This window comes from Ectopseudomonas toyotomiensis (assembly GCF_900115695.1).
In the GTDB taxonomy this organism is placed as follows: domain Bacteria; phylum Pseudomonadota; class Gammaproteobacteria; order Pseudomonadales; family Pseudomonadaceae; genus Aquipseudomonas; species Aquipseudomonas toyotomiensis.
This window is the reverse complement of record NZ_FOXK01000002.1, coordinates 22,619-45,616: the sequence shown is the minus strand read 5'-3', so window position 1 is coordinate 45,616 and position 22,998 is coordinate 22,619. Positions and strand designations below refer to the sequence as shown.

The window sequence follows — 22,998 nt, the reverse complement described above, 5'->3', positions numbered from 1 at the left end:
CCTCTCCCATGAATGGGAGAGGGTCATCAGAAGGCTGCACGCAGCCGCTTTTTTATCGAGCGATGATCACCGGCGCGGTCAGCTTCTCCAGCAGCCCGGACTGAGCGCTGCGTGGATTCTGGTTGCCGGTGGGCTGCTGGCGCAGGTAGCGGCCGTCGGACTGCAACACCCAGGCCTGGGTGTTGTCGGTCAGGTAGCTTTCCAGCTCCTTCTTGACGCGGGTAATGAGCTTCTTGCCCTCCACCGGGAAGCAAGTCTCCACGCGCTTGTCGAGGTTGCGCTCCATCCAGTCGGCGCTGGACAGATAAATCTGCTCGTCACCGCCATTGAGGAAGTAGAACACCCGCGTGTGCTCGAGGAAGCGGCCGATGATCGAGCGCACCTGGATGTTGTGCGAGACCCCGGCAATACCTGGTCGCAGGCAGCACATGCCACGCACCACCAGGTCGATCTTCACCCCGGTCTGGCTGGCCTTGTATAGCGCGCGGATGACCTTGGGGTCGGTCAGCGAGTTGAACTTGGCGATGATGTGTGCCGGCTTGCCCTCGGCCGCCGCTGTGGTTTCCTTGGCGATCAGGTCGAGCAGGGTCTTCTTCAGGGTGAAGGGTGCATGCAGCAGCTTCTTCATGCGCAGGGTCTTGCCCATACCAATCAGCTGGCTGAACAGCTTGGACACGTCCTCGCCCAGGGCCACGTCGGCGGTGAGCAGGCTGTAGTCGGTATACAGCTTGGCGTTGCCAGCGTGGTAGTTGCCGGTGCCAAGGTGAGCATAGCGAACGATTTCGCCGTTCTCGCGGCGCAGGATCAGCATCATCTTGGCGTGGGTCTTGAAGCCGACCACACCGTAGATCACCACTGCGCCAGCGGCCTGCAGACGGCTGGCCAGGGCCAGGTTGGATTCTTCGTCGAAGCGCGCACGCAGCTCGATCACCGCCGTGACTTCCTTGCCGTTACGCGCTGCTTCCACCAGAGCATCGACGATCTCCGAGTTGGCGCCGGAACGATACAGGGTCTGCTTGATCGCCAGCACGTGCGGGTCCTTCGCCGCCTGGCGTAGCAGGTCCACTACCGGGGTGAAGGACTCGAAGGGATGCAGCAGGAGGATGTCCTGCTTGCTCACCACGCTGAAGATGTTCTCGGCGTTCTGCAGCAGCTTGGGGATCACCGGGGTGAACGGCGCGTACTGCAGGTCCGAGTGGTTATCCAGGCCAGTGATGCTGAACAGGCGGGTCAGGTTGACCGGGCCGTTGACCTGGTACAGCTCGCCCTCGGTCAGGCCGAATTGCTTGAGCAGATAATCGCGCAGGTGTTTCGGGCAGGTGTCGACCACTTCCAGGCGCACCGCATCGCCATAACGACGACTGAACAGCTCGCCACGCAGGGCGCGCGCAAGATCCTCGACGTCCTCGGTGTCCACCGACAGGTCGGCGTTGCGGGTCAGGCGGAACTGGTAGCAGCCCTTGACCTTCATGCCCTGGAACAGATCATCGGCGTGAGCGTGGATCATCGACGACAGGAACACGTAGTTGTCGCCAGGGCCACCGACGTCCTCCGGCACCTTGATGATGCGCGGTAGCAGGCGCGGCGCCGGGATGATGGCCAGACCGGAGTCGCGGCCGAAGGCATCGACGCCTTCCAGCTCGACGATGAAGTTCAGACTCTTGTTCACCAGCAGCGGGAAGGGGTGCGTCGGGTCGAGGCCGATGGGGGTGATGATCGGCGCGATCTCGTCGCGGAAGTAACGGCGTACCCAGGCCTTGAGCTTGGTGGTCCAGAACCGCCGGCGAATGAAGGTGATGTTGTGCTTGGCCAACGCCGGGAACAGGGTGTCGTTGAGGATGGCGTACTGCCGCTCGACCTGCTCGTGCACCAGCTCGCTGATGCGCGCCAGCGCCTGGTGTGGCTGCAGGCCATCCGCGCCGGCCTGTTCACGGGCGAAATTGATCTGTTTCTTCAGGCCGGCGACGCGAATCTCGAAGAACTCGTCGAGGTTGCTGGAGAAGATCAGCAGGAACTTCAGGCGTTCGAGCAACGGATAGGACTCGTCCAGCGCCTGCTCCAGCACCCGGATATTGAACTGCAGCTGCGACAGTTCACGGTGGATGTACAGGCTGCTGTCATCCAGGCTGGGGATCGGGGCCGGCGGTGGAGTTTCCACCACGGGCGTCTCGGCGACCACCTCGGCCTGAGGCGGGTTGTTGTCGAGCACTTCGCTGTTGAGTCCTTCGCTGTTCATCGCTGGGTTCCTGAGAGCGTCATCGCTCTTGTTTTAGCAGTTCTGCCGCCCGTACGGCGAAATAGGTGAGGATGCCATCGGCACCGGCACGTTTGAAGGCGGTGAGCGACTCCAGTATGACCGCCTCGCTGAGCCAGCCGTTCTGAATCGCGGCCATGTGCATGGCGTACTCGCCACTGACCTGGTAGACGAAGGTCGGCACCTTGTAGGCATCCTTCACCCGCCAGAGGATGTCCAGGTAGGGCATGCCGGGTTTGACCATGACCATGTCGGCGCCTTCGGCCAGGTCGGCTGCCACTTCGTGCAGCGCCTCGTTGCCGTTAGCCGGGTCCATCTGGTAGCCGAGCTTGTTGCCCTTGCCGAGGTTGGCGGCCGAGCCCACCGCATCGCGGAACGGGCCGTAGTAGGCGCTGGCGTACTTGGCCGAGTAGGCCATGATGCGCACGTTGACGTGGTCGGCCAGTTCCAGCGCCTCGCGGATCGCCTGCACGCGGCCATCCATCATGTCCGACGGGGCCACCACCTGGGCACCGGCCTCGGCATGCGATAGCGCCTGCTTGACCAGCGCATCAACGGTGATGTCGTTCTGCACATAGCCGGACTCATCGAGGATGCCGTCCTGACCATGAGTAGTGAACGGGTCGAGCGCCACGTCACTGATCACGCCGAGCTCGGGGAATTTCGCACGCAGAGCACGGATCGCGCGCTGGGCGATACCGTCCGGGTTCCAGGCCTCGGCCCCGTCGAGGGATTTCTTCTCCAGCGGCGTCACCGGGAACAGTGCCAGCGCCGGAATACCCAGCTCGACCCAGTGCTCGGCTTGCTTGAGCAGCAGGTCGATGGACAGACGCTCGACGCCCGGCATCGACGGTACGGCTTCGCGGCGGTTTTCGCCGTCGAGGACGAACACTGGCAGGATCAGGTCATCGACGCTCAGGCGATTTTCGCGCACCAGACGGCGGGAGAAATCGTCGCGGCGATTGCGACGCAGGCGGGTGGCAGGGAACAGACGATTGGCGGGGGTAACGCTCACGGCAGACTCCAGAGCCCGCACGGGCGGGCCAGTGTGACGGTTATAAGCGGGCATTATGACCAAATGATGACAGCCGCATGACGCGATGCGACTGCGGGTCGCAGCCAGGGCGGCGGCAATGCCACGAAACCTGGCCATTGTGGCATGACGCGCCACCTTCCGGCTTCCTCGTGGTCAGAGTAGTCTTCAGCACCTTCTCATCGAGCGCACGGCATGCTCCAAGACCTGATCCGCCAGTTTGGCTATCCAGCATTGGTACTGGGCACCTTTCTCGAAGGTGAAGTATCCCTGCTGCTGGCTGCCTACATGGCCGTGCGCAACGTGCTGGAGATCGAATGGGTGGCGCTGTGCGCCTTCCTCGGCACCTTCGCCAGCGATCAGCTGTGGTACTACCTGGGCCGTCGCCATGGCCGCGCGCTGCTTGAGCGCAAACCGCGCTGGCAACCGCTGGGTGAACGCGCCAGCGCGCTGATCAAACGTTACCCGGACCTGTGGGTGCTGTGCTTTCGTTTTCTCTACGGCCTGCGCACGGTGATGCCGCTGACCATCGGCTTGTCCGGCTATTCCTGGCGCCGTTATCTGCTGCTCGACGCCATCGGTGCCGGCGTCTGGGCTGGCGGCATCAGCCTGCTGGCCTACAGCCTGGGAAATGCCATGGGCGGTTTGCTGGAAGAACTGCGCAACTATCAGGTCATCCTGCTCGCGGCCGTGGTGCTGCTGCTTTCCCTCGCCTGGCTATACCGGTGGCGTCAGCGCCGGCGCGGCTGAACCGCGAGCCAGCCAGATGCCCAGCAGGCTGGCCAGGCTGTAAGCGATAAGCCAGGTCCAGGCACTGGCATCCAACGTCAGCATGCCCAGTTCACCAGCCAGCCAGAACGCCGGCAGGTTGCTCACCAGACGCAGGCACTCCATCTGCCAGGCATTGCTGCGATTCTCCAGCCACATGCCGATGCTGCACAGGCCCAGAGCCATCCACAGGCACGCCAGCAGCACTGCGCCTATCGCCAGTGAATCGCCCTGCGCCAGCAGCCACACGCCGGCCAGCAGGTAGCAGACGAACTGCAGCAGCGCGTAGACCTGGGCGCCACGCCCCAGCGGTACCTCGAACTTGCGGAAGTGACTCAGGTCCGCCTTGGCCTGTGGATAACGCGCCGCGACGTCGGCCGGGCGCCAACCGGTGGGCATGAACCAAATGCGCAGGCGGTCCCACCAGGCGCCAGCGCGTCTGGCATCGTTCCACAGCCCGGCGTAAACCTGCAGGTTGGCCCACAGCGGGTTCCAGCTTGCCAGCGGCACGGTCACGCCGAAGACCACCGGCTCTTCATCGAGCTCCTCCTGAAAGGTGCCAAAAATTCGATCCCAGACAATGAACACACCGCCGTAATTGCGATCCATGTAGATAGGATTCTGTGCATGGTGCACGCGGTGGTTGGACGGAGTGATGAACAGCCACTCGAACCAGCCCAGTTTGGGGATATGCCGGGTATGCACCCAGAACTGATAGAGCAGGTTCAGGGCGGCAACAGTGAGGAAGACCAGCGGCGGTACACCGACCACGGCCATCGGCAAGTAGAAGATCCAGCCGAAGATGAAACCGGTGCTGGTTTGCCGTAACGCGGTGGAGAGGTTGTAGTCCTCGCTCTGGTGGTGCACCGCATGTGCGGCCCAGAGCACGTTGCGCTCATGGCCCAGGCGGTGGTTCCAGTAGTAGCAGAAATCGTAGAAGACGAAGGCGAAGAGCCACACCCAGAGACTGCTTTCGGACAACTCGAACAGCGCCAAATGCTCCCAGGCGAAGGCGTAGGTCAGCAGGCCGACCACCTTGGTGAGAATCCCGGTGGCCTGGGACAATACGCCGGCACTTAGACTGTTAAGGGCATCGGCCAGGCGATAGGTACGCATGCCGCGCCAGCGGTCAGCGAGCAATTCCAGGCCGATCAGCAGGAAGAAGAAGGGCACTGCGTAGAGAACATAATTCATGACTGCGCCGTATCGTTGTACTTGTGTCGGGAATGAGCTGTTATTCATCCTATGCGCAGCTTCGCCAGGCTTCGCGGCGGCAAATGACAGTCCGAGTGGCATTTGGCGACAACCCAAGAATTGGTAGTACCCGCGCCCGCTTCACGGTCGCGTCTTTCCTCACCAGGAGTCGAGCATGAGCAAGAAAGTGGCAGTGATTCTGTCCGGCTGTGGCGTCTACGATGGCGCCGAGATCCATGAAAGCGTGATCACCCTGCTGCGCCTCGACCAGCGTGGCGCCGGGGTGCAGTGCTTCGCCCCCAACGTGCCGCAGCTGCACGTGGTCGATCACTACAGCGGCGACGAGATGGACGAGACGCGCAACGTCCTGGTGGAATCGGCGCGCATTGCCCGCGGCAAGATCAAGGACGTGAAAGAGCTGCATGTGGCCGAGTTCGACGCACTGATCCTGCCCGGCGGCTTCGGCGTGGCGAAGAACCTCTCCGACTTCGCCACCAGTGGCGCCGGCTGCACCGTACAACCGGACGTACTGGCCGCCTGCAAGGCCTTCGTCGATGCCGGCAAGCCGGTCGGCCTGATGTGCATCGCCCCGGCACTGGCGGCGAAGATCTTCGGTGCCGGCGTGGTCTGCACCATCGGCAACGATCACGACACCGCCGCCGCCCTGACCCAGATGGGCGCCGAGCACCATGAGTGCGAGGTCAGCGACATCATCGAAGACAGCCAGCGCAAGCTGGTGACCACGCCGGCCTACATGCTCGCCCAGTCCATCGCCGAGGCAGCGTCGGGCATCAACAAGATGGTCGACCGCGTGCTGGAGCTGGCGCACCACTGACCCATGTAATGCCGGAGCCTTGTAGGGTGGGCTTCAGCCCACCTCGCTCGCCATGGCCGGACTGAAACGCAACACCGCTCTATCGGCTGCAGCCAGGCCGATCCGGCCAATGCTCACGACACTCCCGCCGCGCCGCTGGCCAAACCGGCCAGCCTGCGGCAGCGTGGCGACAGGATTTCCCGGAGCCCCTGCCATGTCCCAGCCCTTCGTCCTCAGCCCCGACCTGCAGCAGGCGGTGGCCAGTTTCTTCCAGCGGATTCCCTTCAATCAGGTGCTCGGCATCGAGCTCGATGAGCTGAGCCCCGAGCAGGTGACCATGCACCTGCCGATGAAACCCGAACTGATCGGCAACTTCGTCCACGGCATCCTCCACGGCGGGGTGATTTCTTCGCTGCTCGACGTCTGTGGCGGCGCCATGGCGCTGATCGGCGCCTTCGCCAACCACCAGCACCTGCCGCCAGCCGAGCGCATGAGCAAGTTGTCCAAGCTCGGCACCATCGACCTGCGCATCGACTACCTGCGCCCCGGTCGCGGCCAGCGTTTCACTGCCACGGCCACGCCACTGCGCGCCGGTAACAAGGTGGCGGTGATTCGCATGGAGCTGCACAACGACGAGGGCGTACTGGTGGCGGTTGGCACCGGCACCTATCTGTGCGGCTGAACGGATGCCTTTTAGGAGCGAGCTCTGCTCGCGAAGCGCCCAGCCTCAGGAAATTCGCGAGCAGAGCTCGCTCCTACGGTCATTGCCTCGATAGCCGAGGCTGCTAACGACTCAAACGCGTGAGAATCCGATCCAGCGCGTTGGCAAAAGCCTGCCGGTCCTTCTCCGAATACGGCGCCTGACCACCACCCACCTGTCCCTGCTCGCGCAGATCGGTGAACAGATTACGCACCGCCAGACGCTCGCCCATGTTGCGCTCGTCGAACTCGCGGCCACGCGGATCGAGCGCGGCCACGCCCTTCTTCACCAGGCGGTCGGCCAGCGGCACGTCGCTGCAGATCACCAGCTCGCCAGGCACCGCGTGCTCGACCAGATGATCATCGGCGGCATCCGGCCCGCTGGGCACCACGATCAGTTTCACACAGGCGAAGTTCGGCCGCGCCACGGCCTGCCCGGCCACCAGCACCACTTCGAAACCCCGTTTGAGGGCAAACTTGACCACTTGATCCCGCGCCGCCCGAGGGCAGGCGTCGGCGTCGATCCATACGCGCATGCAGCAACGTCCGTAGAGAAACCAGCGCCCAGTATGCCAGCAGGCGCGAGGCTCAGGCCTGGTAGAACGGCTCGCAGCGCTCACGCACGGCGCGCGACAGGTTATCCTCGGCCAGTTCGATCAGATCCAGCTCCAGCTCGTCCGGCAGCAGCTCGGCTACCAGCGCAGCCAGGCGACGCTGGCCACGCATGTCGGCGCCGGAAATTGCCAACAGCAGCCGCGGCTGTGGACCGATGGCTGGATCACGCAACGCAGCGAGAAAGGCCTCACGTATGGCAAGTTGGGCACAGGCCGCTGAGAGTGCCTGCTCCAGGGTGGGGTGACGCAATACAGCCAACGCCAGATCGGGGCTGTCGGCGTAGTGAGTGGAGTGGATCGAGGAAGACATGCGCGCACTCGGCAGAGGAATTGGAAGCAGCCTAGGTGCACTGAGACCAGCTGTCGTAGCGGCGGTTCACGCTATGACACAACGAGGGCGGGCAAAGCTCGCCCTCGTTCAAACCTGAGCAGGTTGTCTAGGCCTGCTCGACCATGCGTCGACGCTCCCCTAGCAGGCTGCGTCCGTACAGCAGTGCGATACCGACCAGCGCCAGGCCCTGCGCCGACAGGCTCCAGGCATCGGCATGAATGCCCAGCCAGTCGAACTCGAAGAAGGCCACCGGACGCGTGCCTAGCACGCCAGCCTCCTGCAACGCGGCCACGCCATGACCGGCGAAGACCACGGACAGCACGCACAGCAGCACCGCGTTTACGCCGAAGAAGGTCGCCAGCGGCAGTTTGCGCGAACCGCGCAGGATCACCCAGGCCAGGCCGATCAGCAGCACCAGCGCGGCAGCAGCGCCACCCAGCACCGCACCGTGCCCGGCAGGGCCGGCCTGCAGCCAGAGGGTTTCGTAGAACAGAATCACTTCGAACAGCTCGCGATACACCGAGAAGAACGCCAGCATGGCGAAGCCAAAACGGCCACCACCGCCGACCAGGCTGCTCTTGATGTAATCCTGCCAGGCCGCAGCATGACGACGATCATGCATCCACACGCCGACCCACAGCAGCACCACGCTGGCGAACAGCGCCGTGGCGCCCTCCAGCAGCTCGCGCTGGGCGCCGCTGATATCGATCAGGTAGGCCGCCACCGCCCAGGTCGCGACACCGGCGAGCAGCGCCAGACCCCAGCCAATGTGCACACTGCGTACCGCCTGCTGCTGCCCGGTATTGCGCAGGAAGGCGAGAATCGCCGCCAGCACCAGAATCGCTTCCAACCCCTCGCGTAGCAGAATCAGCAGGCTGGCGAAGAAGCTCAGGCTGTCGTCCATGGCGCCCTCGGCCAGCAGTGCAGCGGACTTGTCCAGCTCGACCTTGGCCTGCTCCAGTGCCAGAGCAGCCTGCGCGACGCTGGCGCCATCCTGCAGCGCCTGCCGATAGGCCATCAGGGCGCGCTCGGTGATCTTGCGCTGCGCGGCATCGAGGTTGTCGAGAGCGCTTTCGACCAGTTCGAAGCCTTCCAGATAGGCGCCTACGGAGAGGTCATAAGCCTGCTCGCGATCACCCTCGCGATAAGCCTGCAGGCTGCGCTCCAGGGTCGAGCGGGTGTAGCCGATCAGTTGCTGCGGACCGCGCTGCTCCAGCACCGGATGCGCGCGCAGGGCGCGGAACGCGGCGACATCACCGCCGGTGGCGGCGATCTCGGCGGGCGTACGCCCCGCCAGCTCGCTCATGGCAAAGCGTGTCTGGCTCTGCGCCGGCACTGCTGTGAAGCCGGCGATGTAGGCAGCCAGATCCCAGCGTTGACGTTCGTCGAGCTGATCAACAAAGGCAGGCATATCGGTGCCTTCGATGCCCAGACCGAGGGTGTTGTAGAGATCGTAAAGGCTCAGCCGATCCAGACGCGCGGCATCGCGCAGATTGGCCGGTGCTGGCTCCAGGCCGATACCGGCAGGTCCATCGCCCAGGCCGGTGTCGCCGTGGCACACCGAGCAGTGCTGAGCGTAGAGCGGCGCGCCGCGTTCCGGGTCCGGCGTCAGCACTGGGCTCTGCGCCACCTGATAAAGCTCAGCCAGACGTGCGCCCAGTTTGCGGGCGGCGCCAGCAACCTCCTCGCCCGGCTGGCGCTGAGCAATCGCCTGACGCAGATTGCTGACGCCCTGCTCCAGCTCGGCGCGGCCGACCTGAGCGGGCAAGGCGACGATCAGGCCCTGCAGTACATCGAGAAACTCCAGTTGCTCCTGATATTCACCGGCATCGATAACCTGACCGCCCGCAACGGTGGCCGGGTAATCAGCACCGATGTAACCGATCAGGTGCAACGCCTGTGCGGCGCCGTCGAGGGGCTCGCCAATGGCGAGAAAGCTCAGGCTGGCCAGCAAGGGCAGCATCAGCCAGGAAAGAGAGAAGCGAAAGCGGGTCATTAATGCATCCCAAACGAGAATGGGTGGCATTAAATTGTTGCTGGCCTAACGATTGAGCACAAGAAGAATATGAAATATTCAGTAACAAACTGCCGAGCGGACCCTGAAAACCGCCTTGCCTGCACAGGCGGCCATCCAGAACCTGCCAATCACCCGGGCTCCCGCCTTCGCGGGAGAGACGATGAATGGCTTTTCAGAACATCCCGGACAAACGCTATCGGCCAGCGTTGGACGATAGCGGGCGAGCCTCAGACTGCCGCGCGCTTGACGGTCGCCAGCAAGCCCGCAGCGGCAGCGAACAACGCGGCGAAACTGCGATTCATTACCCGCTGCTGACGAGGGGTGCGCAGCAGGCGCAGGACGCGCGAGGCGAGGCCGGTGTAACCGGCCATGACGATCAGATCGACGATGATCATGGTCACGCCCATCACCAGATACTGCGCCACCAGCGGTGCATGCGGATTGATGAACTGCGGCAGTACCGCGAGCATGAAGACGATGGCCTTGGGGTTGCTGAAATTGACCAAGAAGCCACGTAGAACCAGGGCCAGCGGCCGGCCGATAGGACGCTCGGCCGCGCCGGCATCCAGATCGCTGGGCAGGGCGACCCACTGTTTGTAAGCGAGGAACACCAGATAGGCCACGCCGAACCACTTGATCAGGCTGAAGGCCAGGGCCGAGGTGGCAAGGACGGCGCCCACACCCGCGGCGACAATGGCGATCTGCAGCGCCAGACCGAGCTGCAAGCCGAGCGCGTTCCAGTAGCCGCGCCAGAAGCCGTACTGCATACCGGCCGACATCGAGGCCACGGCACCAGCACCCGGCGACAGGCTGATCACCCAGCAGGCGACGAAGAAAGCGAGCCAGGTTTCCAATGCCATGATGCGTACCTCGAGAAGCTGAATTCAGGGGAAGAGCAGCACAGCCTACTCCTGCTCCAGCGCCTCGACCAGTCGGTCAGCGCCAGCGGCGCACCGACCTCTGGAAGAACAGGCTGTTGGGCACCTGCAACACGGCGCCGGCAGCCTCCTCACTGAGGTCCTGCAGGGTGGTGTAGAACAGGTTGATGGCGATGACCCGGCCTTTGACGCCCGGTTTGTCGGCGCTGTCGATCACCTCGACCGTATCGCCGATACGGAACGGCCCCATGGTGAAGATCAGCAGCGCGCAGAACATGTTCGACAGCACGCTCCAAATGGCGAAGAACGCCACCGCGGCGACAGCGGTGAAGCCGGTCAGCGCCGTCCACAGCACGGTCGCGGAAACACCCAGGCGCTCCAGTACCATGAGCAGAGCGCTGCCCATGATCAGCCAACGCACCAGCCCACGCAGCGGCTGCAGCACTTCTGGCGGCAGCAGGCTGTAACGCGCGCCGAGACGGCTGATGGCACGGGTGAGAATACGCTGGGCGATCCACGCCAGCAGGATGATCAGCAGTACCTGGCCGGTGCGAATCAGTGGGTCGCGCCAGGCCGCCAGCAGTTCAAGCTGTTCCATTACTCGGCTTCCTCCAATTGCTGCTGCAACGCCTCCAGGGTTTCCAGCGCCAGCAGCCAGGCTTCCTCCAGCTCGGCCTCGCGGGCCTTGAGCTGCGCCTGTTCAGCCAGACGCTGGCGCAGCTCATCCTTGCGCGCGGACTCGTACAGACCGCTGTCGCCCAGCTGGGTTTCCACGGCGGCGAGCTTTTCCTGCACCTTACCCAGTTCCTGCTCGAGCTTGTCGGCCTGCTTCTTGTGCGGCGCCAGTTGCTGACGCAGCGCGGCGGCGGCCTGGCGCTGGGCGCGCTTGTCGGTCTTGTCCGCCGCCCCTTCAGCTGGTGCGCTCGGTGGCGCCTGGCGCTGCCGGTAATCGATCAGCCAGCGCGCGTAGTCGTCCAGATCGCCGTCGAACGGCACCACACGCCCTTCCGCGACCAGCAGGAATTCATCGGTGGTGCTCTTGAGCAGATGACGATCGTGCGAGACCACTACGACAGCACCGGCGAACTCCTGCAGGGCCATGGTCAGAGCCAGGCGCATTTCCAGGTCGAGGTGGTTGGTCGGTTCGTCGAGCAGCAGCAGGTTGGGCTTGCCCCAGGCGATCAACGCCAGGGCCAGACGCGCCTTCTCGCCACCGGAGAAATTCACCACCGGCTCGTCACAACGTGCGCCACGGAAGTCGAAGCCACCGAGGAAATCACGCAGGGTCTGCTCGCGCTCGGCCGGTGCCAGGCGCTGCAGGTGCAGCAGCGGACTGGCCTTGTCGTCCAGGGCGTCGAGCTGATGCTGGGCGAAATAGCCGATCACCAGGTTCTCGCCACGGGTCAGGCTGCCACCGAGCGGCTGCAGTTCGGCCGACAGGTTCTTGATCAGCGTCGACTTGCCCGCGCCGTTGGGGCCGAGCAGGCCAATACGCGCGCCCGGCACCAGGCTCAGCTTGACTTGCTGCAGCACGGTCTTGTCGCCATAACCCAGGCGACCTTCGCTGAGGCTGAGCAGTGGCGTGGAGATCTTGTCGGCCTCGCGAAAAACGAAGTCGAAGGGCGAGTCGACATGCGCCGCGCTCAGCTCTTCCATGCGCTCCAGGGCCTTGATCCGGCTCTGCGCCTGACGGGCCTTGGTGGCCTGGGCCTTGAAGCGGGCGATGTACTTTTCCATGTGCGCGCGCTGCGCCTGCTGCTTCTCGTAGGCCTGTTGCTGCTGGGCCAGACGTTCGGCACGGGTACGCTCGAAGGCCGTGTAGCCGCCGCGATAGAGATTCAGCTTGCGCTGTTCGACATGGGCGACGTGGTCGACCACCGCATCGAGAAAATCGCGGTCATGGGAAATCAGCAGCAAGGTGCCGGGGTAGCTTTGCAGCCAGCCTTCCAGCCAGAGAATGGCGTCCAGATCCAGGTGGTTGGTCGGCTCGTCGAGCAGCAGCAAGTCGGACGGACACATCAGCGCCTGGGCCAGGTTCAGGCGCATGCGCCAGCCACCGGAGAAGTCGCCGACGCGGCGATCCATCTGCGCGTTCTCGAAGCCCAGACCGGCCAGCAGTTTGCGCGCGCGAGCATCGGCGGTGTAGCCGTCGGCGCTGTCCAGCTCGCTGTGCAGGCGAGCGATGGCCGCACCATCATGCGCCTGCTCGGCGGCAGCCAGTTCGGCCTGCACGCGGCGCAGGTTGTGATCACCGTCGAGCACATAGTCCACCGCCAGCCGATCAAGGGTGTCGACCTCCTGGCGCATATGGGCGATGCGCCAATCACCAGGCAGCAGGCAATCGCCGGCATCAGGCGTCAGCTCGCCACGCAACAGGGCGAACAGGCTGGATTTACCGGCGCCATTGGCACCGATCAGACCGGCCTTGTGACCGGCGTGCAGGGTCAGCTCGGCGCCTTCGAGAAGACGCTGCGGGCCACGCTGTAGAGTGAGGTTCTGGAGTCGGATCATAATGGCGGCGGAGTCTATCAAATCGCCCCGGAGGCCGCGTGCAGGATCTGTGGAATTTCGCCCTCGAACTCTACGCCAGAGCAGGCGTGGAACAGGCCTGCCTGGAGTTGCAGGACACAGGTAGTGACGTTTGCCTGCTGCTGACCGGAGCCTGGTTGCAGCGGCGCGGTGTGCGCTGCCTGGATGAGCGCCTGCAGGCACTGCAGCAAGCGGCTGCCCCTTGGCAACGCGAGGTGATCGCACCCTTGCGCCAGGTACGCCAGGACTGGCGCGCGAACGCAAGCCAGGATACGGAGCTGGCAGCCTTGCGTGAGCAGGTCAAGAAACTGGAACTGCAGGCCGAGCGGGTATTGCTCGATCGTTTGCAGGTGCTGGCCGAGCACTGGCCAAACGAGGCAGGCGAAAACGATTGGCTGATTCGCCTGGCCGGAGGGAACAGCGCCGCGCTGCAGGTGCTACGCGGCGCCGTTGATCACCCTTAGGAAGCGCTCGGAGTAACCGGGGCGGTGGCTCCATTGGTGGTCGCAGGAGCAGCAGGGGCTGCCGGAGCAACCGCTGCGGCGACTGGTTTGGCAACTGCTGGCTTGGCCGGAGCCTTCTTCGCCGGAGCCTTGGCAGCGGCTGGTTTCTTCACCACAGCCGGCTTGCTGACAGGTTTGCTCGCGGGTTTTGCAGGCGTGGCCTTGGCAGCCGGCTTGGCAGCAGGTTTGGCGACAGGTTTACTGGCTGCTGCGGGCTTGGCCGGTGCTTTTGCTGCAGCAGGCTTGGCTGCCGGTTTGGCGGCTGGCTTGGCGGCAGCGGGTTTGGCGGCAGCTTTCGGCGCAGCGGGTTTTGCCGCAACGGCCTTGCTGGCAGCTGGCTTAACCGCAGGTTTGCTGGCTGCCGCAGGTTTCGCTGCTGGCTTGGCGACGGGTTTGCTCGCCGGTTTGGCAGCAGTCGGTTTGGCCGGGGCCTTCTTCACGGGCGTCTTCGCAGCAGCAGGCTTCTTCGCCGCGACCGGTTTGCTGGTCGGCTTGGCGGCCGGAGCAGCGGCTTTGGTCTCACGTGCATCCAACGCCTTACCAGCGGCTTCCTTCACTTTGCCTACGCCCTGTGCCAGCTTCAGGCTTTCCTGGGCATCACGCTTGAGCTGGGCGATGTAGGTGCGGGTTTCGCTCTGGCTGGCCTTGAGCGAGTCGAGCAGCTCCTCCAACTCGGCGACTGCATCCTTGGCTTTGGCTTGCGCCTTGGCCTTGCCGGCAACAGCCGCGTCCTGCAGCTTGCTGCGAGCCTTGTGCAGTTTTTCCTGCGCCTTACCGCGCTGCTTCTCCAGCTTGGCGAGCAGTTTCTCGGCGTCGATCAGCGCTTGCGAGCAGGCATTTTCCAGGTGTTCGAGCAGGCTGGCAGACAGTTGGTGCAGCAGGTGCAACGGGGTAGTGATGGACTTCTTCTTGGCCGACATGGCGCGCCTCCAGGCGGATGTGAACGCGCCCATACTAGACGCAGCCGCGAGGGCTCGCCATAGGCCTTTTGGCGAACCGAGCAGATGCCGAACCGCGCTGGCATAATCGTCGAGGCCTTTTGCCGTTTCAGCGCAGACTGCGGCGCAGCGTAATCTCAACAGCCCCTAAGCATCTTGATCGGGAGACACCGTAATGAGCCGCGCCGTACTAGCCGCCCTCGCCATCTGCTGCAGCCTGGGCGTACAGGCTGACCAGCACCAGCAGGATCTGGCCTACAGCCTCGGCGTGCGACTCGGCGAGCGCCTGCACGACGAGGTGCCAGACCTGCCGCTGAGCGAGCTGCTCGAAGGCTTGCGCCAGGCCTATGAGGGCAAGCCTCTGCGCCTCGACGCCAGTCGGATCGAGCAGCTGCTCGATGAGCACGAAGCGCGTATCGAAGCCTCACCACAGCGCCAGAGCAAAGCTATCGAGGCCGAGCAGCGTTTTCTCGCCGAGCAACGTCGCCGCCCTGACGTGCGGGAGCTGGCCAACGGCGTACTGGTGACAGAGCTCAGCCCTGGCAGCGGCCCCATGCCCACCGCTCGCAGCCGAGTACAGGTGAGCTACCGCGGCGAACTGGCGGACGGCAGCGTCTTCGACGAGAGCAGCACACCGCAGTGGTTTCGCCTGGACAGCCTGATCGGCGGCTGGCGCAGCGCACTGCTGCAAATGCCGAAAGGCGCTCACTGGCGCCTGGTGATTCCATCGGATCAGGCTTATGGGGAGGAAGGTGCGGGCGACCTGATACCGCCCTATGCGCCGCTGGTGTTCGATCTGCGCCTGCTCGACGTGGCCGACTGAAGGCCAGCCTGCAGGCCTGATGCCGATCCGATCAGGTTGCCAAAGCGGTCTTGCGCAGGAGCCCGCCCGGGGGGGAAGCTTTTCGATTGCGCGCGGCCCTGATGCGCGGCGGGACGCCGCTGCTAAAAACTTGTGCGTCGACGCTTGACTGACTGGCGTCAGCCTGACGGCCCGGAGTGCTCCGGACCATTGCCAGCAAGGGTTCAGAGCGCTTCGGCGGCCTGTTCCTGATGAGCGTTGTGCAGCACTTCGATCAGGCAGTCTTCCAGTTCGAAACGCTCGTGCAGCAACTGCCCCAGATGATTGAGCTCTGCCACCAGCGACGTGCTGTCGCGACAATCGCCATTGTCGCAGTGGTCATTGAACGCCAGCGCGACCGCCGTAATGGCTTCGATACGCGGGTAGATCTGCTTGGCCAGTTCCAGACCACGCTGGTCGTTGAAGGCCTTGGCCTCGTTGGTCAGCTGCTCGTAGACCTCGAAGTGACCAGCAGACACGTAGTCCACCAGCAACTCGCAGAAACCCTGCAGAGACTCACAGTTGATGGCTGGCGCCTGCGGCGCCTTGGTAAGGGCGGTGTAAGCCAGCACAAGTTCGCGGCGCTCACCCAGCCAGCGATCAATCAGCTGGTGAACCCCACCCCAACGTTCCTGTGCGTTCCGGCAACTCTCAAGCATGATGAACCTCGCTTCCCTTATCGATAATGCCTGTTATACGTCCGCTCCCGAGACGTTTTTCTGTCAATCGGTGCTTGGCCTTGGGAAGGCAACCGCAAAATGGCATTTTTCCGGCGGTGCGTGCGAGCCAGATTATGCTCGTGGGCACCCACCATCAAGGCATCGCCGTGAGAAAGTTTCATACGAGCGTTTAATCTCGAAGCCACGACCCGCGTGGCTTCGTGCAATTCGCATTCTCAATTGCGACGCAGCAGCTGGAACAGGCAGAAACCGAGCATACCGATGAAACCGAGCAGGCTCCATTCGGGGATGCTCATACCAAACAGCGTCCACTTCACCTCGGCACAGTCAGCACTACCCTGGAACACCAGGCGCACGATGTCTTGCATCGGCAGGGCTTCCATCATGAACTCGAGGCTGGGCAGACAGGCTTCGAGCTGATCGGCTGGCACGCTCTGCAACCAGATCTGCCGGCCAGCGGTAGCGGCGCCAGCGCTGGCGAACAGCAGTGCCAGCACCGCATAGATGCGACGACCGAGACTCCCCGGCCCATGGATCGCAGCGATCAGGCAGACCACGCCGAACAGAATCACGCAGATTCGCTGCAGCACGCACATCGGACAGGGTTCCAGGCCAACGACATGTTCCAGGTACAACGCAGCCGCCATCAGCAGTACGCAGCCGATGAATGCCAGGAAAAACAGGGGACGCGGGCTGGCCAAGTGCATGGTGGCTCCGGGAGGGAAATCGAGGGCAGTACGGTAGAGGAAAGCGAGGGCGCCTTTCAAGGCGCCCCATGACTCAGAGCAGGCTATTCATCATGCCCGAACGCCCCTCCGTCCGTACGGCGAGTAAACTGCGGCAATCAGCCGCATCCATTCAGGCTGTCACGTCCTGCGGTTGCGGCAGCGGAGGCAAGCCCTGATGTAACAGACCGAGGCTCTCCAGCAACAGCTGATTGCTGCGTTCCAACTCACCCAATTGCGCCAGCAGACGCGCCAGCTCGGCGCAGGTCTCCGGGTGGCGCTCAAGCTTCAGACTGGTCTCGAAATAGTCTCGCGCCTTGCCCCACAACTGGTTCTGCAGGCTCAGGCGGCCCAGGGTCAACAACAGGGCAGGATCCTGCGGATGCTGCTTGAGCCAGAGTTCGGCCGTTTGCAGCTGACGCGCCGGGTCGGCGCCACGCAGCACGCCGTAGAAGCGCGCCAGACGGCTGTCGTAACCACGTTTGAGCGCGCCGCGCAGAACTTCCTCGGCTTCTTCCTGCGCGCCCAGTCGACGCAGTTGCTCGACATAGGTGGCGATCAGCTCAGGCTCCTGACGCAGTGGCGCGGAAAGCTGCTGCCAGGCTTGCGTCAGCGGCTGAAGCGCAGTTTCGCCATGGCCCTGACCAGCAAGGCCGGCATCGGCCAGGCGACCACGCCAGGTCTCGCGCTCCAGTTCGTCGAGTTCTGCAGCGGGCAACGCCTTTTCCTTGCGCAACTCGGGCAGCAAGCCAAGCAGTGCCGACCAGTCCTGGCGCTGCAGATACAGACGCTGCAACTGACGCAGCACCAGGTGATGGCCTGGGTGGCGCTCACGCATGGCCTGCAGGGTTTCCAGTGCCGCGTCGCTGTCGCCGCGGTTACGCTGCAGCTCGGCATGGGTCAGGGCAATCGCCAGCTCGGCCTGGGGTTGCTTGTTCAGTGCGCGCTCGAGCAATGCGTCGCTCTGCTCGTGATCGCCAAGCTTGCTGGCAGCACGAGCAGCGCCGAGGTAGTACATCAATGGCTGACTGTCGGCTTCGGCGGCACGGGTCAGTTGACGCTGGGCACGCGCCCAGCGACCTTCGGCCAGGTCGAGCATGCCCTGCTCGGAAGCCAGGCGCACACGGCGGTTACGATGCAGACGCGACCAGGGGTTGGCCAGCCGTGTCGAGCTGAGCAACAAACGCAGTGTCCACTTGATCAGGTAGTACAGCACCACCACGACCACCAGCAGGCCAAGGAATGCCCACAGGCCGGACTGGTAGCGAAAGCCCTGGTAGGCGAACAGCACATAACCGCGATCAGCCTCGATGGCCAGACTGAGCAGATACAGCCCGGCGGCGATGGCCAGCAATAACAGGAGCCAGATCAGGCGTCTCATTGCGCCTCCTCGGCCGCCGCGGCCCCCTGCCGACGTTGCGCCTGTTTGCGTTGCAGGTAGGCCTGCAGCGCATCGAGCGAGTCGCTCAGATCCGGCACCTTGACCTCGATGCTGGCATCGGCCAGCTCGCCGAAACGCTGGCGCAGGGCGCGACTGTCCGGGTTATCCAGGTTGAAGTGGGCGTCGAGGATTTCCTCGGCCTGTTTCAGCGACTGCTTGTACACACCGGTCTGACCATGCAGTGCGGCCCACTGCGCCTGTTCCAGCGCCAGCGACAGGCTCAGGCGCACCTGCGACAGGCTTTGCCCGGACAGCAGCGGACGCACGTTGCGATCGGCGTCGAACTCGATACGGAAGTACTCCGACAGCTTCTTCGCCCACTCGCTCCACCAGGCACTGCCGTCGCCTTCGGCTGCCAGGTCGGAGAGCACGTCACCCTGCCCTTCGAAGGTCGGCGCCAGTGGATTGAGGGTAGCGGCCTGCTCACGCAAGGCGCCCAGCTGCAGGAACAGGCCGACGCGATCCGGGCGCTCGGTGGTACGCAGGGCTTCGAGACTACGACTGAGCTGCTCACGGGCGGCGAATGCGGCAGGGTCGTCCTGCTCGCGGAGGATTTCATCGGCGGCCAGTACCAGCGCTTCGGCGCTGGCCACATCCTGCAGCGCAGACAATCTCAAGGTGGCCAAGCGCAGCAGGTGTTCGGCCTCGTCCAGGCGCCAATCCTGACGGCTACCATCGAGCACGCTTTCCAGGCGCTGACTCAGGCGCTGCTGATCGCTCTGCAGGTTAGCCAGCAGACGACGGCGCTCGTCCAGCTCAGCCGCACTGGGCAGGGCGGACAGACGCGAATCGAGGCGCTGGGCCAGCTCATCCACTTTCTTCGCACTGTCGTCACGGGTGCGCTGCAGGTCTTCGGCCTGCTGCAGGTCCCTGCTCTGCATTGCATGCAGTTGCCACAGGCTCCAGCCGCCAGCACCGGCGCCAGCCAGGCCAATCAGCAGGGCGAATGCAGCAAGGCCGCTGCCACCGCCACTGCGTGGTGCCTTCACCGGTGGCGGTGCAGGTGTGGGTTTCACGGCTTCGCTGGCCGGTTTGTCTTCTGGCGTGTTCGGGGTGGATGCTTCGCTCACGTATCCGTCCTTTTAGAGGGCGGCAGCCGGAAACTGCTCCAAAGCTGCCTGCAAGGCCGCGGCACTGGCGCCACGACAGTCCACAACGATCTGGGCACCCGCAGCGCGGGCCTGTTCGGCGACGCGCGGGCTGGGTACGAACAAGGGTAGCCGAGCCAACGCCGGCCAGTCATCGCCGGCTAGCTGCAGCAGATGCTCGAAACCCTGCCCACTGCTGACAACCAGGCCATTCAGGCGTTCCGCTCGCACCTGTCGGCTCAACTCGCCCGGCGCGTACTGTGGCAGCACGCGGCGATACAGTGGCAGATAGTCGACGCTCACACCTTGGCTGCGCAAGCGTTCGGCGAGGAATTCTCGGCCACCTTCGCCGCGCAGGATCAGCACGCACGGTGCAGGTGCCGCGATGGCCTGCTGCAGTGCAGGCAGAGCGAGCAACGCTTCGCTGTCATCGCCCACGTCGGGAAAATGCACGGCCAAGCCTTGCTCGGCGAGTACCGCAGCGGTAGCCGCGCCGACACTGAACCAGGGCAGATCAGGCGTCGACGCTCCATGCTGCGCCAAGAGCTGCAAGCCAATTCGGGCTGCCGGCTTGCTGACCACGATCACCGCGCAGTAACGCTGCAAATCGGCAAAGGCGCTGCGCTGCTCGGGTGTCTCGTCCAGTGCCTCGATGGCCAGCAGCGGCATGCAGTGGCTGACGACACCCTGCGCAGCCAGTATCTGCGCCAGCGCCGCACAATCCTCGGCAGGACGCGTCAGCAACAGGCGCCAGGCGCTCAAGGGTGACCGGCCTCACCATAGACGGCCTGGAGAATGGCATCGGCCCCCTGCGCCAGCAGCGCCTCGGCGACACGCACGCCCAGAGCCTCGGCATCGCTACTGGCGGCGCGATCTTCGGCGCGCAACAACAGGCCGCCGTCAGGTTGGCCGACCAGACCGCGCAGCCACAGCTGGTCATCTTCGAGCAGGGCATAGCAGGCGATAGGGACCTGGCAGCCGCCATTGAGGTGCTTGTTCAGCGCGCGCTCGGCGGTGACACGTAGCGCGGTGTCACGGTGATGCAGCGGCGCCAGCAAGGCATGCACGTCGCTGTCGGCACTGCGGCACTCGATGCCCACGGCGCCCTGGCCGCCGGCCGGCAGGCTGTCCTCAGCGCTGATCGAGCTGCGGATGCGGTCTTCGAACCCCAGGCGAATCAGGCCGGCTGCGGCAAGGATGATGGCGTCGTATTCACCGGCATCGAGCTTGGCCAGGCGGGTATTGACGTTGCCGCGCAGGAACTGGATTTTCAGGTCTGGCCGGCGCGCCAGCAACTGGGCCTGACGGCGCAGACTGGACGTACCGACCACGCTGCCGGGAGGCAGCGCATCGAGGCTGGCATAGGTGTTGGAGACGAAGGCGTCGCGCGGGTCTTCACGCTCGCATATGCAGTACAGGCCCAGCCCTTCGGGAAAGTCCATCGGCACGTCCTTCATCGAGTGCACGGCAATGTCGGCCTCGTTTTCCAGCAGTGCGGTTTCCAGCTCCTTGACGAACAGCCCCTTGCCGCCGATCTTCGCCAGCGGCGCGTCGAGCAGCTTGTCGCCGCGGCTGACCATGGGCACCAGGCTGACCTTCAGACCTGGATGAGCCTGTTCCAGACGGGCTTTGACATGTTCGGCCTGCCACAGGGCCAGGGCGCTCTTACGGGTGGCGATGCGAATTTCGCGGGACATGGGGCAATTCCAGAAAACCGATTGCCGCGAATCATAACAGGCTCGCCCGGCGCCAGTTGAAGGAGGCGGCCATAGGCCGCAGCCGACGCCCCGCCTCTTAAAGAGACTGCATCAGCTTACGCACGCCGGCCACGTGGCGGCGGCTGACCACCAGCGAGTCGCCGTCCAGACCTTTGAGGAACAGTTGAAAGTGTCCGAGCGGGGTGCGCTGCAGGCGCTCGATGCGCTCGCGCGCCACCAGCGCATTGCGGTGGATGCGCACGAAGCGATCACCGAACTCGTCTTCCAGCGCCTTCAGCGGCTCATCCAGCAGGACTTCACCGCCCTCGTGACGCAGGGTGACGTATTTGTGGTCAGCGATGAAGTAGACCACGTGATCCAGTGGAATCAGCTCGATGCCCTTGCGGGTACGCGCACTGATATGGGTACGCGGGCCGCCGCCAGTCTCCGCTGCGGGACGAGTCAGGGCGGCCAACTGCACACGATTGGGCCGCTCGGCCTTTTTCAGCGCTTCGCTCAGGCTCTCAGGCCGCACCGGTTTGACCAGATAACCCACTGCACTGACCTGGAAGGCTTCCAGGGCAAATTCATCATGAGCCGTGCAAAAGATCACCGCTGGCGGCGCTTCGCGCTCGCACAATTTGGCAGCGACCTGCAGGCCGTCGAGGCCGGGCATGCGGATATCCAGCAGGACCACATCCGGCTTGAGGCTATCGATAAGGGTCAGGGCCTCCTCGCCGTTGCTGGCGGCGGGATCCAGGACCCGGTAACCCTCGAGCTCACCGACCATGCGGCTCAGGCGCTCGCGGGCAAGGGGTTCGTCATCGACGATCAGGACATTCATATTGCTCTGGCTTCCTGCGTGAGTCTCGCACAAGGATAGCGTAGACAGCTGTAATGACGGCCGTCACGGCGCTCCACGCTGAGACTCGCCCTCGGCCCAAAAAGTGCCGCCAGGCGCGCATCGATATTACTCAGCGCTTGCTGCGTTCCCCGTGACGGATGCTGCTCGCCCCGCTCTTCATACGGATTGCTGACACACAAGCTGAACACACCATCCTGGTAATCCGCCTCGACCCGCACCAGACCGCCTTCGATACGCGGCGCGATGCCATAGATCAGCGCATTCTCCAACAGAGGCTGCAGGGTCAGCTGGGGAATCGGCAGATCCTCCGGCACACCTTCGACCTCCCACTGCAACTGTAGTCGTTCGCCGAGCCGATAGTGCTCGATCGATAGATATCGTTTCGCCAGTTCCAGTTCCTCCTTCCAAGGCACCAGCGTGCCAGGTTTGGCCAGGCTGGCGCGAAACAGATCGGACAGATCCAGCACCGCCTGCTCGGCCTTGTAGGGATCGAGCGTGACCAGGCTGGCGATGCTGTTGAGGCTGTTGAACAGAAAGTGCGGGCGAATCCGCGCCTGCAACGATTCTATCCGCGCACGCAGCTCGGCCTGTTCCTGCCGACGCCATTGGCTCTGCAGATAGAAATAGCGTAGCAGCAGTGCGGACATGATCAGGCTGATCAACGCATGGCGCAGATAAAGATTCACTTCACCACTGCGCGGCAGTGGCCCGCCCAGCTCGTAATAGTCGGCCACGGCCGTACAACCCAGGGTCAGCAGCACCACCAGCGCGCAGCACAGCCCCCCAGCCAACGCGGGACGCAGACGCGCCAACAGCGGCCGCAAGCGGCAGAGCACAGCAGCCGACAACAGCACGATCCACTGCACGAACAGTGAAGTCAGGGCCAGGCGTACCCAGTCGAAACCCGGCGTCATCGGCTCGGCGAGCACCAACACCAATACCAGCAACTCGGCCAACAGCACCATGCTCAGCAGCGCTTCGGGCTGACACAGCTCCGGGACGAAGAAGTCGTCGATAGCGGCGTTGTATTTGTTCTTGGTAGAGGATTGTCTGTGCATCGACGCAGTTTCCTTGTCGCCCTGCGAGCCG

Annotated in this window: 23 protein-coding genes; 5 read left to right on the top strand and 18 right to left on the bottom strand. The window is 64.0% G+C overall.

The features are described 5' to 3' along the window. Window positions 1–52 precede the first annotated feature (52 nt). Window positions 53–2,236 carry a polyphosphate kinase 1 gene (ppk1, locus tag BM186_RS03450; protein WP_072423542.1) on the bottom strand — a complete coding sequence of 728 codons (2,184 nt, stop codon included), beginning with the start codon at window positions 2,234–2,236 and terminating at the stop codon, window positions 53–55. A 19-nt stretch (window positions 2,237–2,255) separates the two neighbouring features. Then, window positions 2,256–3,269, bottom strand: coding sequence for a porphobilinogen synthase (hemB, locus tag BM186_RS03445; RefSeq protein WP_074913551.1), 1,014 nt, complete (start codon window positions 3,267–3,269; stop codon window positions 2,256–2,258). Between the two features lie 213 nt (window positions 3,270–3,482). On the opposite strand from hemB, the gene BM186_RS03440 reads away from it, so the two are divergent. Beyond that, complete coding sequence (locus tag BM186_RS03440) at window positions 3,483–4,037, top strand: DedA family protein (RefSeq protein ID WP_003458614.1); 555 nt, start codon at window positions 3,483–3,485, stop codon at window positions 4,035–4,037. On the opposite strand, the gene BM186_RS03435 is transcribed toward BM186_RS03440, so the two are convergent. Continuing rightward, window positions 4,005–5,249: a sterol desaturase family protein gene (locus tag BM186_RS03435; protein ID WP_072423544.1), complete on the bottom strand. Its 1,245-nt coding sequence runs from the start codon at window positions 5,247–5,249 to the stop codon at window positions 4,005–4,007. The two genes, BM186_RS03440 and BM186_RS03435, sit on opposite strands and share 33 nt — an antisense overlap. A gap of 175 nt (window positions 5,250–5,424) precedes the next feature. On the opposite strand from BM186_RS03435, the gene elbB reads away from it, so the two are divergent. Both elbB and BM186_RS03425 read left to right on the top strand, forming a co-directional pair. Beyond that, complete coding sequence (gene elbB, locus BM186_RS03430; RefSeq protein ID WP_074913550.1) at window positions 5,425–6,084, top strand: isoprenoid biosynthesis glyoxalase ElbB; 660 nt, start codon at window positions 5,425–5,427, stop codon at window positions 6,082–6,084. 193 nt (window positions 6,085–6,277) lie between these two features. Then, the gene (locus BM186_RS03425) at window positions 6,278–6,745 is read left to right on the top strand and encodes a thioesterase family protein (RefSeq protein ID WP_074913549.1); all 468 of its coding nucleotides are present in this window, start codon (window positions 6,278–6,280) and stop codon (window positions 6,743–6,745) included. 103 nt (window positions 6,746–6,848) lie between these two features. On the opposite strand, the gene BM186_RS03420 is transcribed toward BM186_RS03425, so the two are convergent. The 6 genes from BM186_RS03420 to BM186_RS03395 all read right to left on the bottom strand — a co-directional run bounded on the left by BM186_RS03420 (window position 6,849) and on the right by BM186_RS03395 (window position 13,113). Then, window positions 6,849–7,298, bottom strand: coding sequence for a YaiI/YqxD family protein (locus tag BM186_RS03420; RefSeq protein WP_004373364.1), 450 nt, complete (start codon window positions 7,296–7,298; stop codon window positions 6,849–6,851). Between the two features lie 52 nt (window positions 7,299–7,350). Continuing rightward, window positions 7,351–7,686 (bottom strand): enhanced serine sensitivity protein SseB C-terminal domain-containing protein, encoded by a 336-nt coding sequence (locus BM186_RS03415; RefSeq protein ID WP_074913548.1) that lies wholly within the window; start codon window positions 7,684–7,686, stop codon window positions 7,351–7,353. A gap of 127 nt (window positions 7,687–7,813) precedes the next feature. Continuing rightward, a complete protein-coding gene (locus tag BM186_RS03410; protein WP_074913547.1) occupies window positions 7,814–9,703 on the bottom strand; it encodes a cytochrome c/FTR1 family iron permease in 1,890 nt (629 codons plus the stop codon). Between the two features lie 248 nt (window positions 9,704–9,951). Beyond that, window positions 9,952–10,584: a LysE family transporter gene (locus tag BM186_RS03405; RefSeq protein WP_074913546.1), complete on the bottom strand. Its 633-nt coding sequence runs from the start codon at window positions 10,582–10,584 to the stop codon at window positions 9,952–9,954. 76 nt (window positions 10,585–10,660) lie between these two features. After that, window positions 10,661–11,200 (bottom strand): mechanosensitive ion channel family protein, encoded by a 540-nt coding sequence (locus BM186_RS03400; RefSeq protein WP_072423550.1) that lies wholly within the window; start codon window positions 11,198–11,200, stop codon window positions 10,661–10,663. Then, the gene (locus BM186_RS03395; RefSeq protein ID WP_074913545.1) at window positions 11,200–13,113 is read right to left on the bottom strand and encodes an ATP-binding cassette domain-containing protein; all 1,914 of its coding nucleotides are present in this window, start codon (window positions 13,111–13,113) and stop codon (window positions 11,200–11,202) included. The genes BM186_RS03400 and BM186_RS03395 overlap by 1 nt, the downstream gene beginning before the upstream one ends. A 38-nt stretch (window positions 13,114–13,151) precedes the next feature. Here BM186_RS03395 and BM186_RS03390 point away from each other — a divergent pair, with 38 nt between their 5' ends. Further along, the gene (locus tag BM186_RS03390; RefSeq protein ID WP_074913544.1) at window positions 13,152–13,595 is read left to right on the top strand and encodes a TIGR02444 family protein; all 444 of its coding nucleotides are present in this window, start codon (window positions 13,152–13,154) and stop codon (window positions 13,593–13,595) included. On the opposite strand, the gene BM186_RS03385 is transcribed toward BM186_RS03390, so the two are convergent. After that, the gene (locus BM186_RS03385; protein ID WP_074913543.1) at window positions 13,592–14,554 is read right to left on the bottom strand and encodes an AlgP family protein; all 963 of its coding nucleotides are present in this window, start codon (window positions 14,552–14,554) and stop codon (window positions 13,592–13,594) included. The two genes, BM186_RS03390 and BM186_RS03385, sit on opposite strands and share 4 nt — an antisense overlap. A 193-nt stretch (window positions 14,555–14,747) precedes the next feature. Between BM186_RS03385 and BM186_RS03380 the strand changes: the two genes are divergently transcribed. Continuing rightward, window positions 14,748–15,395: an FKBP-type peptidyl-prolyl cis-trans isomerase gene (locus BM186_RS03380; RefSeq protein WP_074913542.1), complete on the top strand. Its 648-nt coding sequence runs from the start codon at window positions 14,748–14,750 to the stop codon at window positions 15,393–15,395. Window positions 15,396–15,598: 203 nt separating this feature from the next. On the opposite strand, the gene BM186_RS03375 is transcribed toward BM186_RS03380, so the two are convergent. The 8 genes from BM186_RS03375 to BM186_RS03340 all read right to left on the bottom strand — a co-directional run bounded on the left by BM186_RS03375 (window position 15,599) and on the right by BM186_RS03340 (window position 22,967). After that, window positions 15,599–16,072, bottom strand: a complete 474-nt coding sequence (locus BM186_RS03375; RefSeq protein ID WP_055984557.1) for an Rsd/AlgQ family anti-sigma factor — start codon at window positions 16,070–16,072, stop codon at window positions 15,599–15,601. A gap of 236 nt (window positions 16,073–16,308) precedes the next feature. Beyond that, window positions 16,309–16,800, bottom strand: a complete 492-nt coding sequence (locus BM186_RS03370; protein WP_072423555.1) for a disulfide bond formation protein B — start codon at window positions 16,798–16,800, stop codon at window positions 16,309–16,311. Between the two features lie 151 nt (window positions 16,801–16,951). After that, the gene (locus BM186_RS03365) at window positions 16,952–18,199 is read right to left on the bottom strand and encodes a heme biosynthesis HemY N-terminal domain-containing protein (RefSeq protein WP_074913541.1); all 1,248 of its coding nucleotides are present in this window, start codon (window positions 18,197–18,199) and stop codon (window positions 16,952–16,954) included. Continuing rightward, complete coding sequence (locus BM186_RS03360; RefSeq protein WP_074913540.1) at window positions 18,196–19,329, bottom strand: uroporphyrinogen-III C-methyltransferase; 1,134 nt, start codon at window positions 19,327–19,329, stop codon at window positions 18,196–18,198. Before BM186_RS03360 ends, BM186_RS03365 begins: the two co-directional genes overlap by 4 nt. A 12-nt stretch (window positions 19,330–19,341) precedes the next feature. Continuing rightward, the gene (locus BM186_RS03355; RefSeq protein WP_074913539.1) at window positions 19,342–20,109 is read right to left on the bottom strand and encodes a uroporphyrinogen-III synthase; all 768 of its coding nucleotides are present in this window, start codon (window positions 20,107–20,109) and stop codon (window positions 19,342–19,344) included. Then, window positions 20,106–21,044 carry a hydroxymethylbilane synthase gene (gene hemC / locus BM186_RS03350; protein WP_021487653.1) on the bottom strand — a complete coding sequence of 313 codons (939 nt, stop codon included), beginning with the start codon at window positions 21,042–21,044 and terminating at the stop codon, window positions 20,106–20,108. Before hemC ends, BM186_RS03355 begins: the two co-directional genes overlap by 4 nt. Window positions 21,045–21,141: 97 nt before the next feature. After that, window positions 21,142–21,888, bottom strand: a complete 747-nt coding sequence (locus BM186_RS03345) for a LytR/AlgR family response regulator transcription factor (protein WP_072423559.1) — start codon at window positions 21,886–21,888, stop codon at window positions 21,142–21,144. Then, window positions 21,885–22,967, bottom strand: coding sequence for a sensor histidine kinase (locus BM186_RS03340; RefSeq protein ID WP_017678316.1), 1,083 nt, complete (start codon window positions 22,965–22,967; stop codon window positions 21,885–21,887). Before BM186_RS03340 ends, BM186_RS03345 begins: the two co-directional genes overlap by 4 nt. Window positions 22,968–22,998 lie beyond the last annotated feature (31 nt).

Coding starts and splice junctions, on each gene's coding strand:
- ppk1 (WP_072423542.1), bottom strand. CDS start 2,236: ATGAACAGCGAAGGACTCAACAGCGAAGTGCTCGACAACAACCCGCCT.
- BM186_RS03440 (WP_003458614.1), top strand. CDS start 3,483: ATGCTCCAAGACCTGATCCGCCAGTTTGGCTATCCAGCATTGGTACTG.
- BM186_RS03435 (WP_072423544.1), bottom strand. CDS start 5,249: ATGAATTATGTTCTCTACGCAGTGCCCTTCTTCTTCCTGCTGATCGGC.
- elbB (WP_074913550.1), top strand. CDS start 5,425: ATGAGCAAGAAAGTGGCAGTGATTCTGTCCGGCTGTGGCGTCTACGAT.
- BM186_RS03425 (WP_074913549.1), top strand. CDS start 6,278: ATGTCCCAGCCCTTCGTCCTCAGCCCCGACCTGCAGCAGGCGGTGGCC.
- BM186_RS03420 (WP_004373364.1), bottom strand. CDS start 7,298: ATGCGCGTATGGATCGACGCCGACGCCTGCCCTCGGGCGGCGCGGGAT.
- BM186_RS03415 (WP_074913548.1), bottom strand. CDS start 7,686: ATGTCTTCCTCGATCCACTCCACTCACTACGCCGACAGCCCCGATCTG.
- BM186_RS03410 (WP_074913547.1), bottom strand. CDS start 9,703: ATGACCCGCTTTCGCTTCTCTCTTTCCTGGCTGATGCTGCCCTTGCTG.
- BM186_RS03405 (WP_074913546.1), bottom strand. CDS start 10,584: ATGGCATTGGAAACCTGGCTCGCTTTCTTCGTCGCCTGCTGGGTGATC.
- BM186_RS03400 (WP_072423550.1), bottom strand. CDS start 11,200: ATGGAACAGCTTGAACTGCTGGCGGCCTGGCGCGACCCACTGATTCGC.
- BM186_RS03395 (WP_074913545.1), bottom strand. CDS start 13,113: ATGATCCGACTCCAGAACCTCACTCTACAGCGTGGCCCGCAGCGTCTT.
- BM186_RS03385 (WP_074913543.1), bottom strand. CDS start 14,554: ATGTCGGCCAAGAAGAAGTCCATCACTACCCCGTTGCACCTGCTGCAC.
- BM186_RS03380 (WP_074913542.1), top strand. CDS start 14,748: ATGAGCCGCGCCGTACTAGCCGCCCTCGCCATCTGCTGCAGCCTGGGC.
- BM186_RS03375 (WP_055984557.1), bottom strand. CDS start 16,072: ATGCTTGAGAGTTGCCGGAACGCACAGGAACGTTGGGGTGGGGTTCAC.
- BM186_RS03370 (WP_072423555.1), bottom strand. CDS start 16,800: ATGCACTTGGCCAGCCCGCGTCCCCTGTTTTTCCTGGCATTCATCGGC.
- BM186_RS03365 (WP_074913541.1), bottom strand. CDS start 18,199: ATGAGACGCCTGATCTGGCTCCTGTTATTGCTGGCCATCGCCGCCGGG.
- hemC (WP_021487653.1), bottom strand. CDS start 21,044: ATGTCCCGCGAAATTCGCATCGCCACCCGTAAGAGCGCCCTGGCCCTG.
- BM186_RS03345 (WP_072423559.1), bottom strand. CDS start 21,888: ATGAATGTCCTGATCGTCGATGACGAACCCCTTGCCCGCGAGCGCCTG.
- BM186_RS03340 (WP_017678316.1), bottom strand. CDS start 22,967: ATGCACAGACAATCCTCTACCAAGAACAAATACAACGCCGCTATCGAC.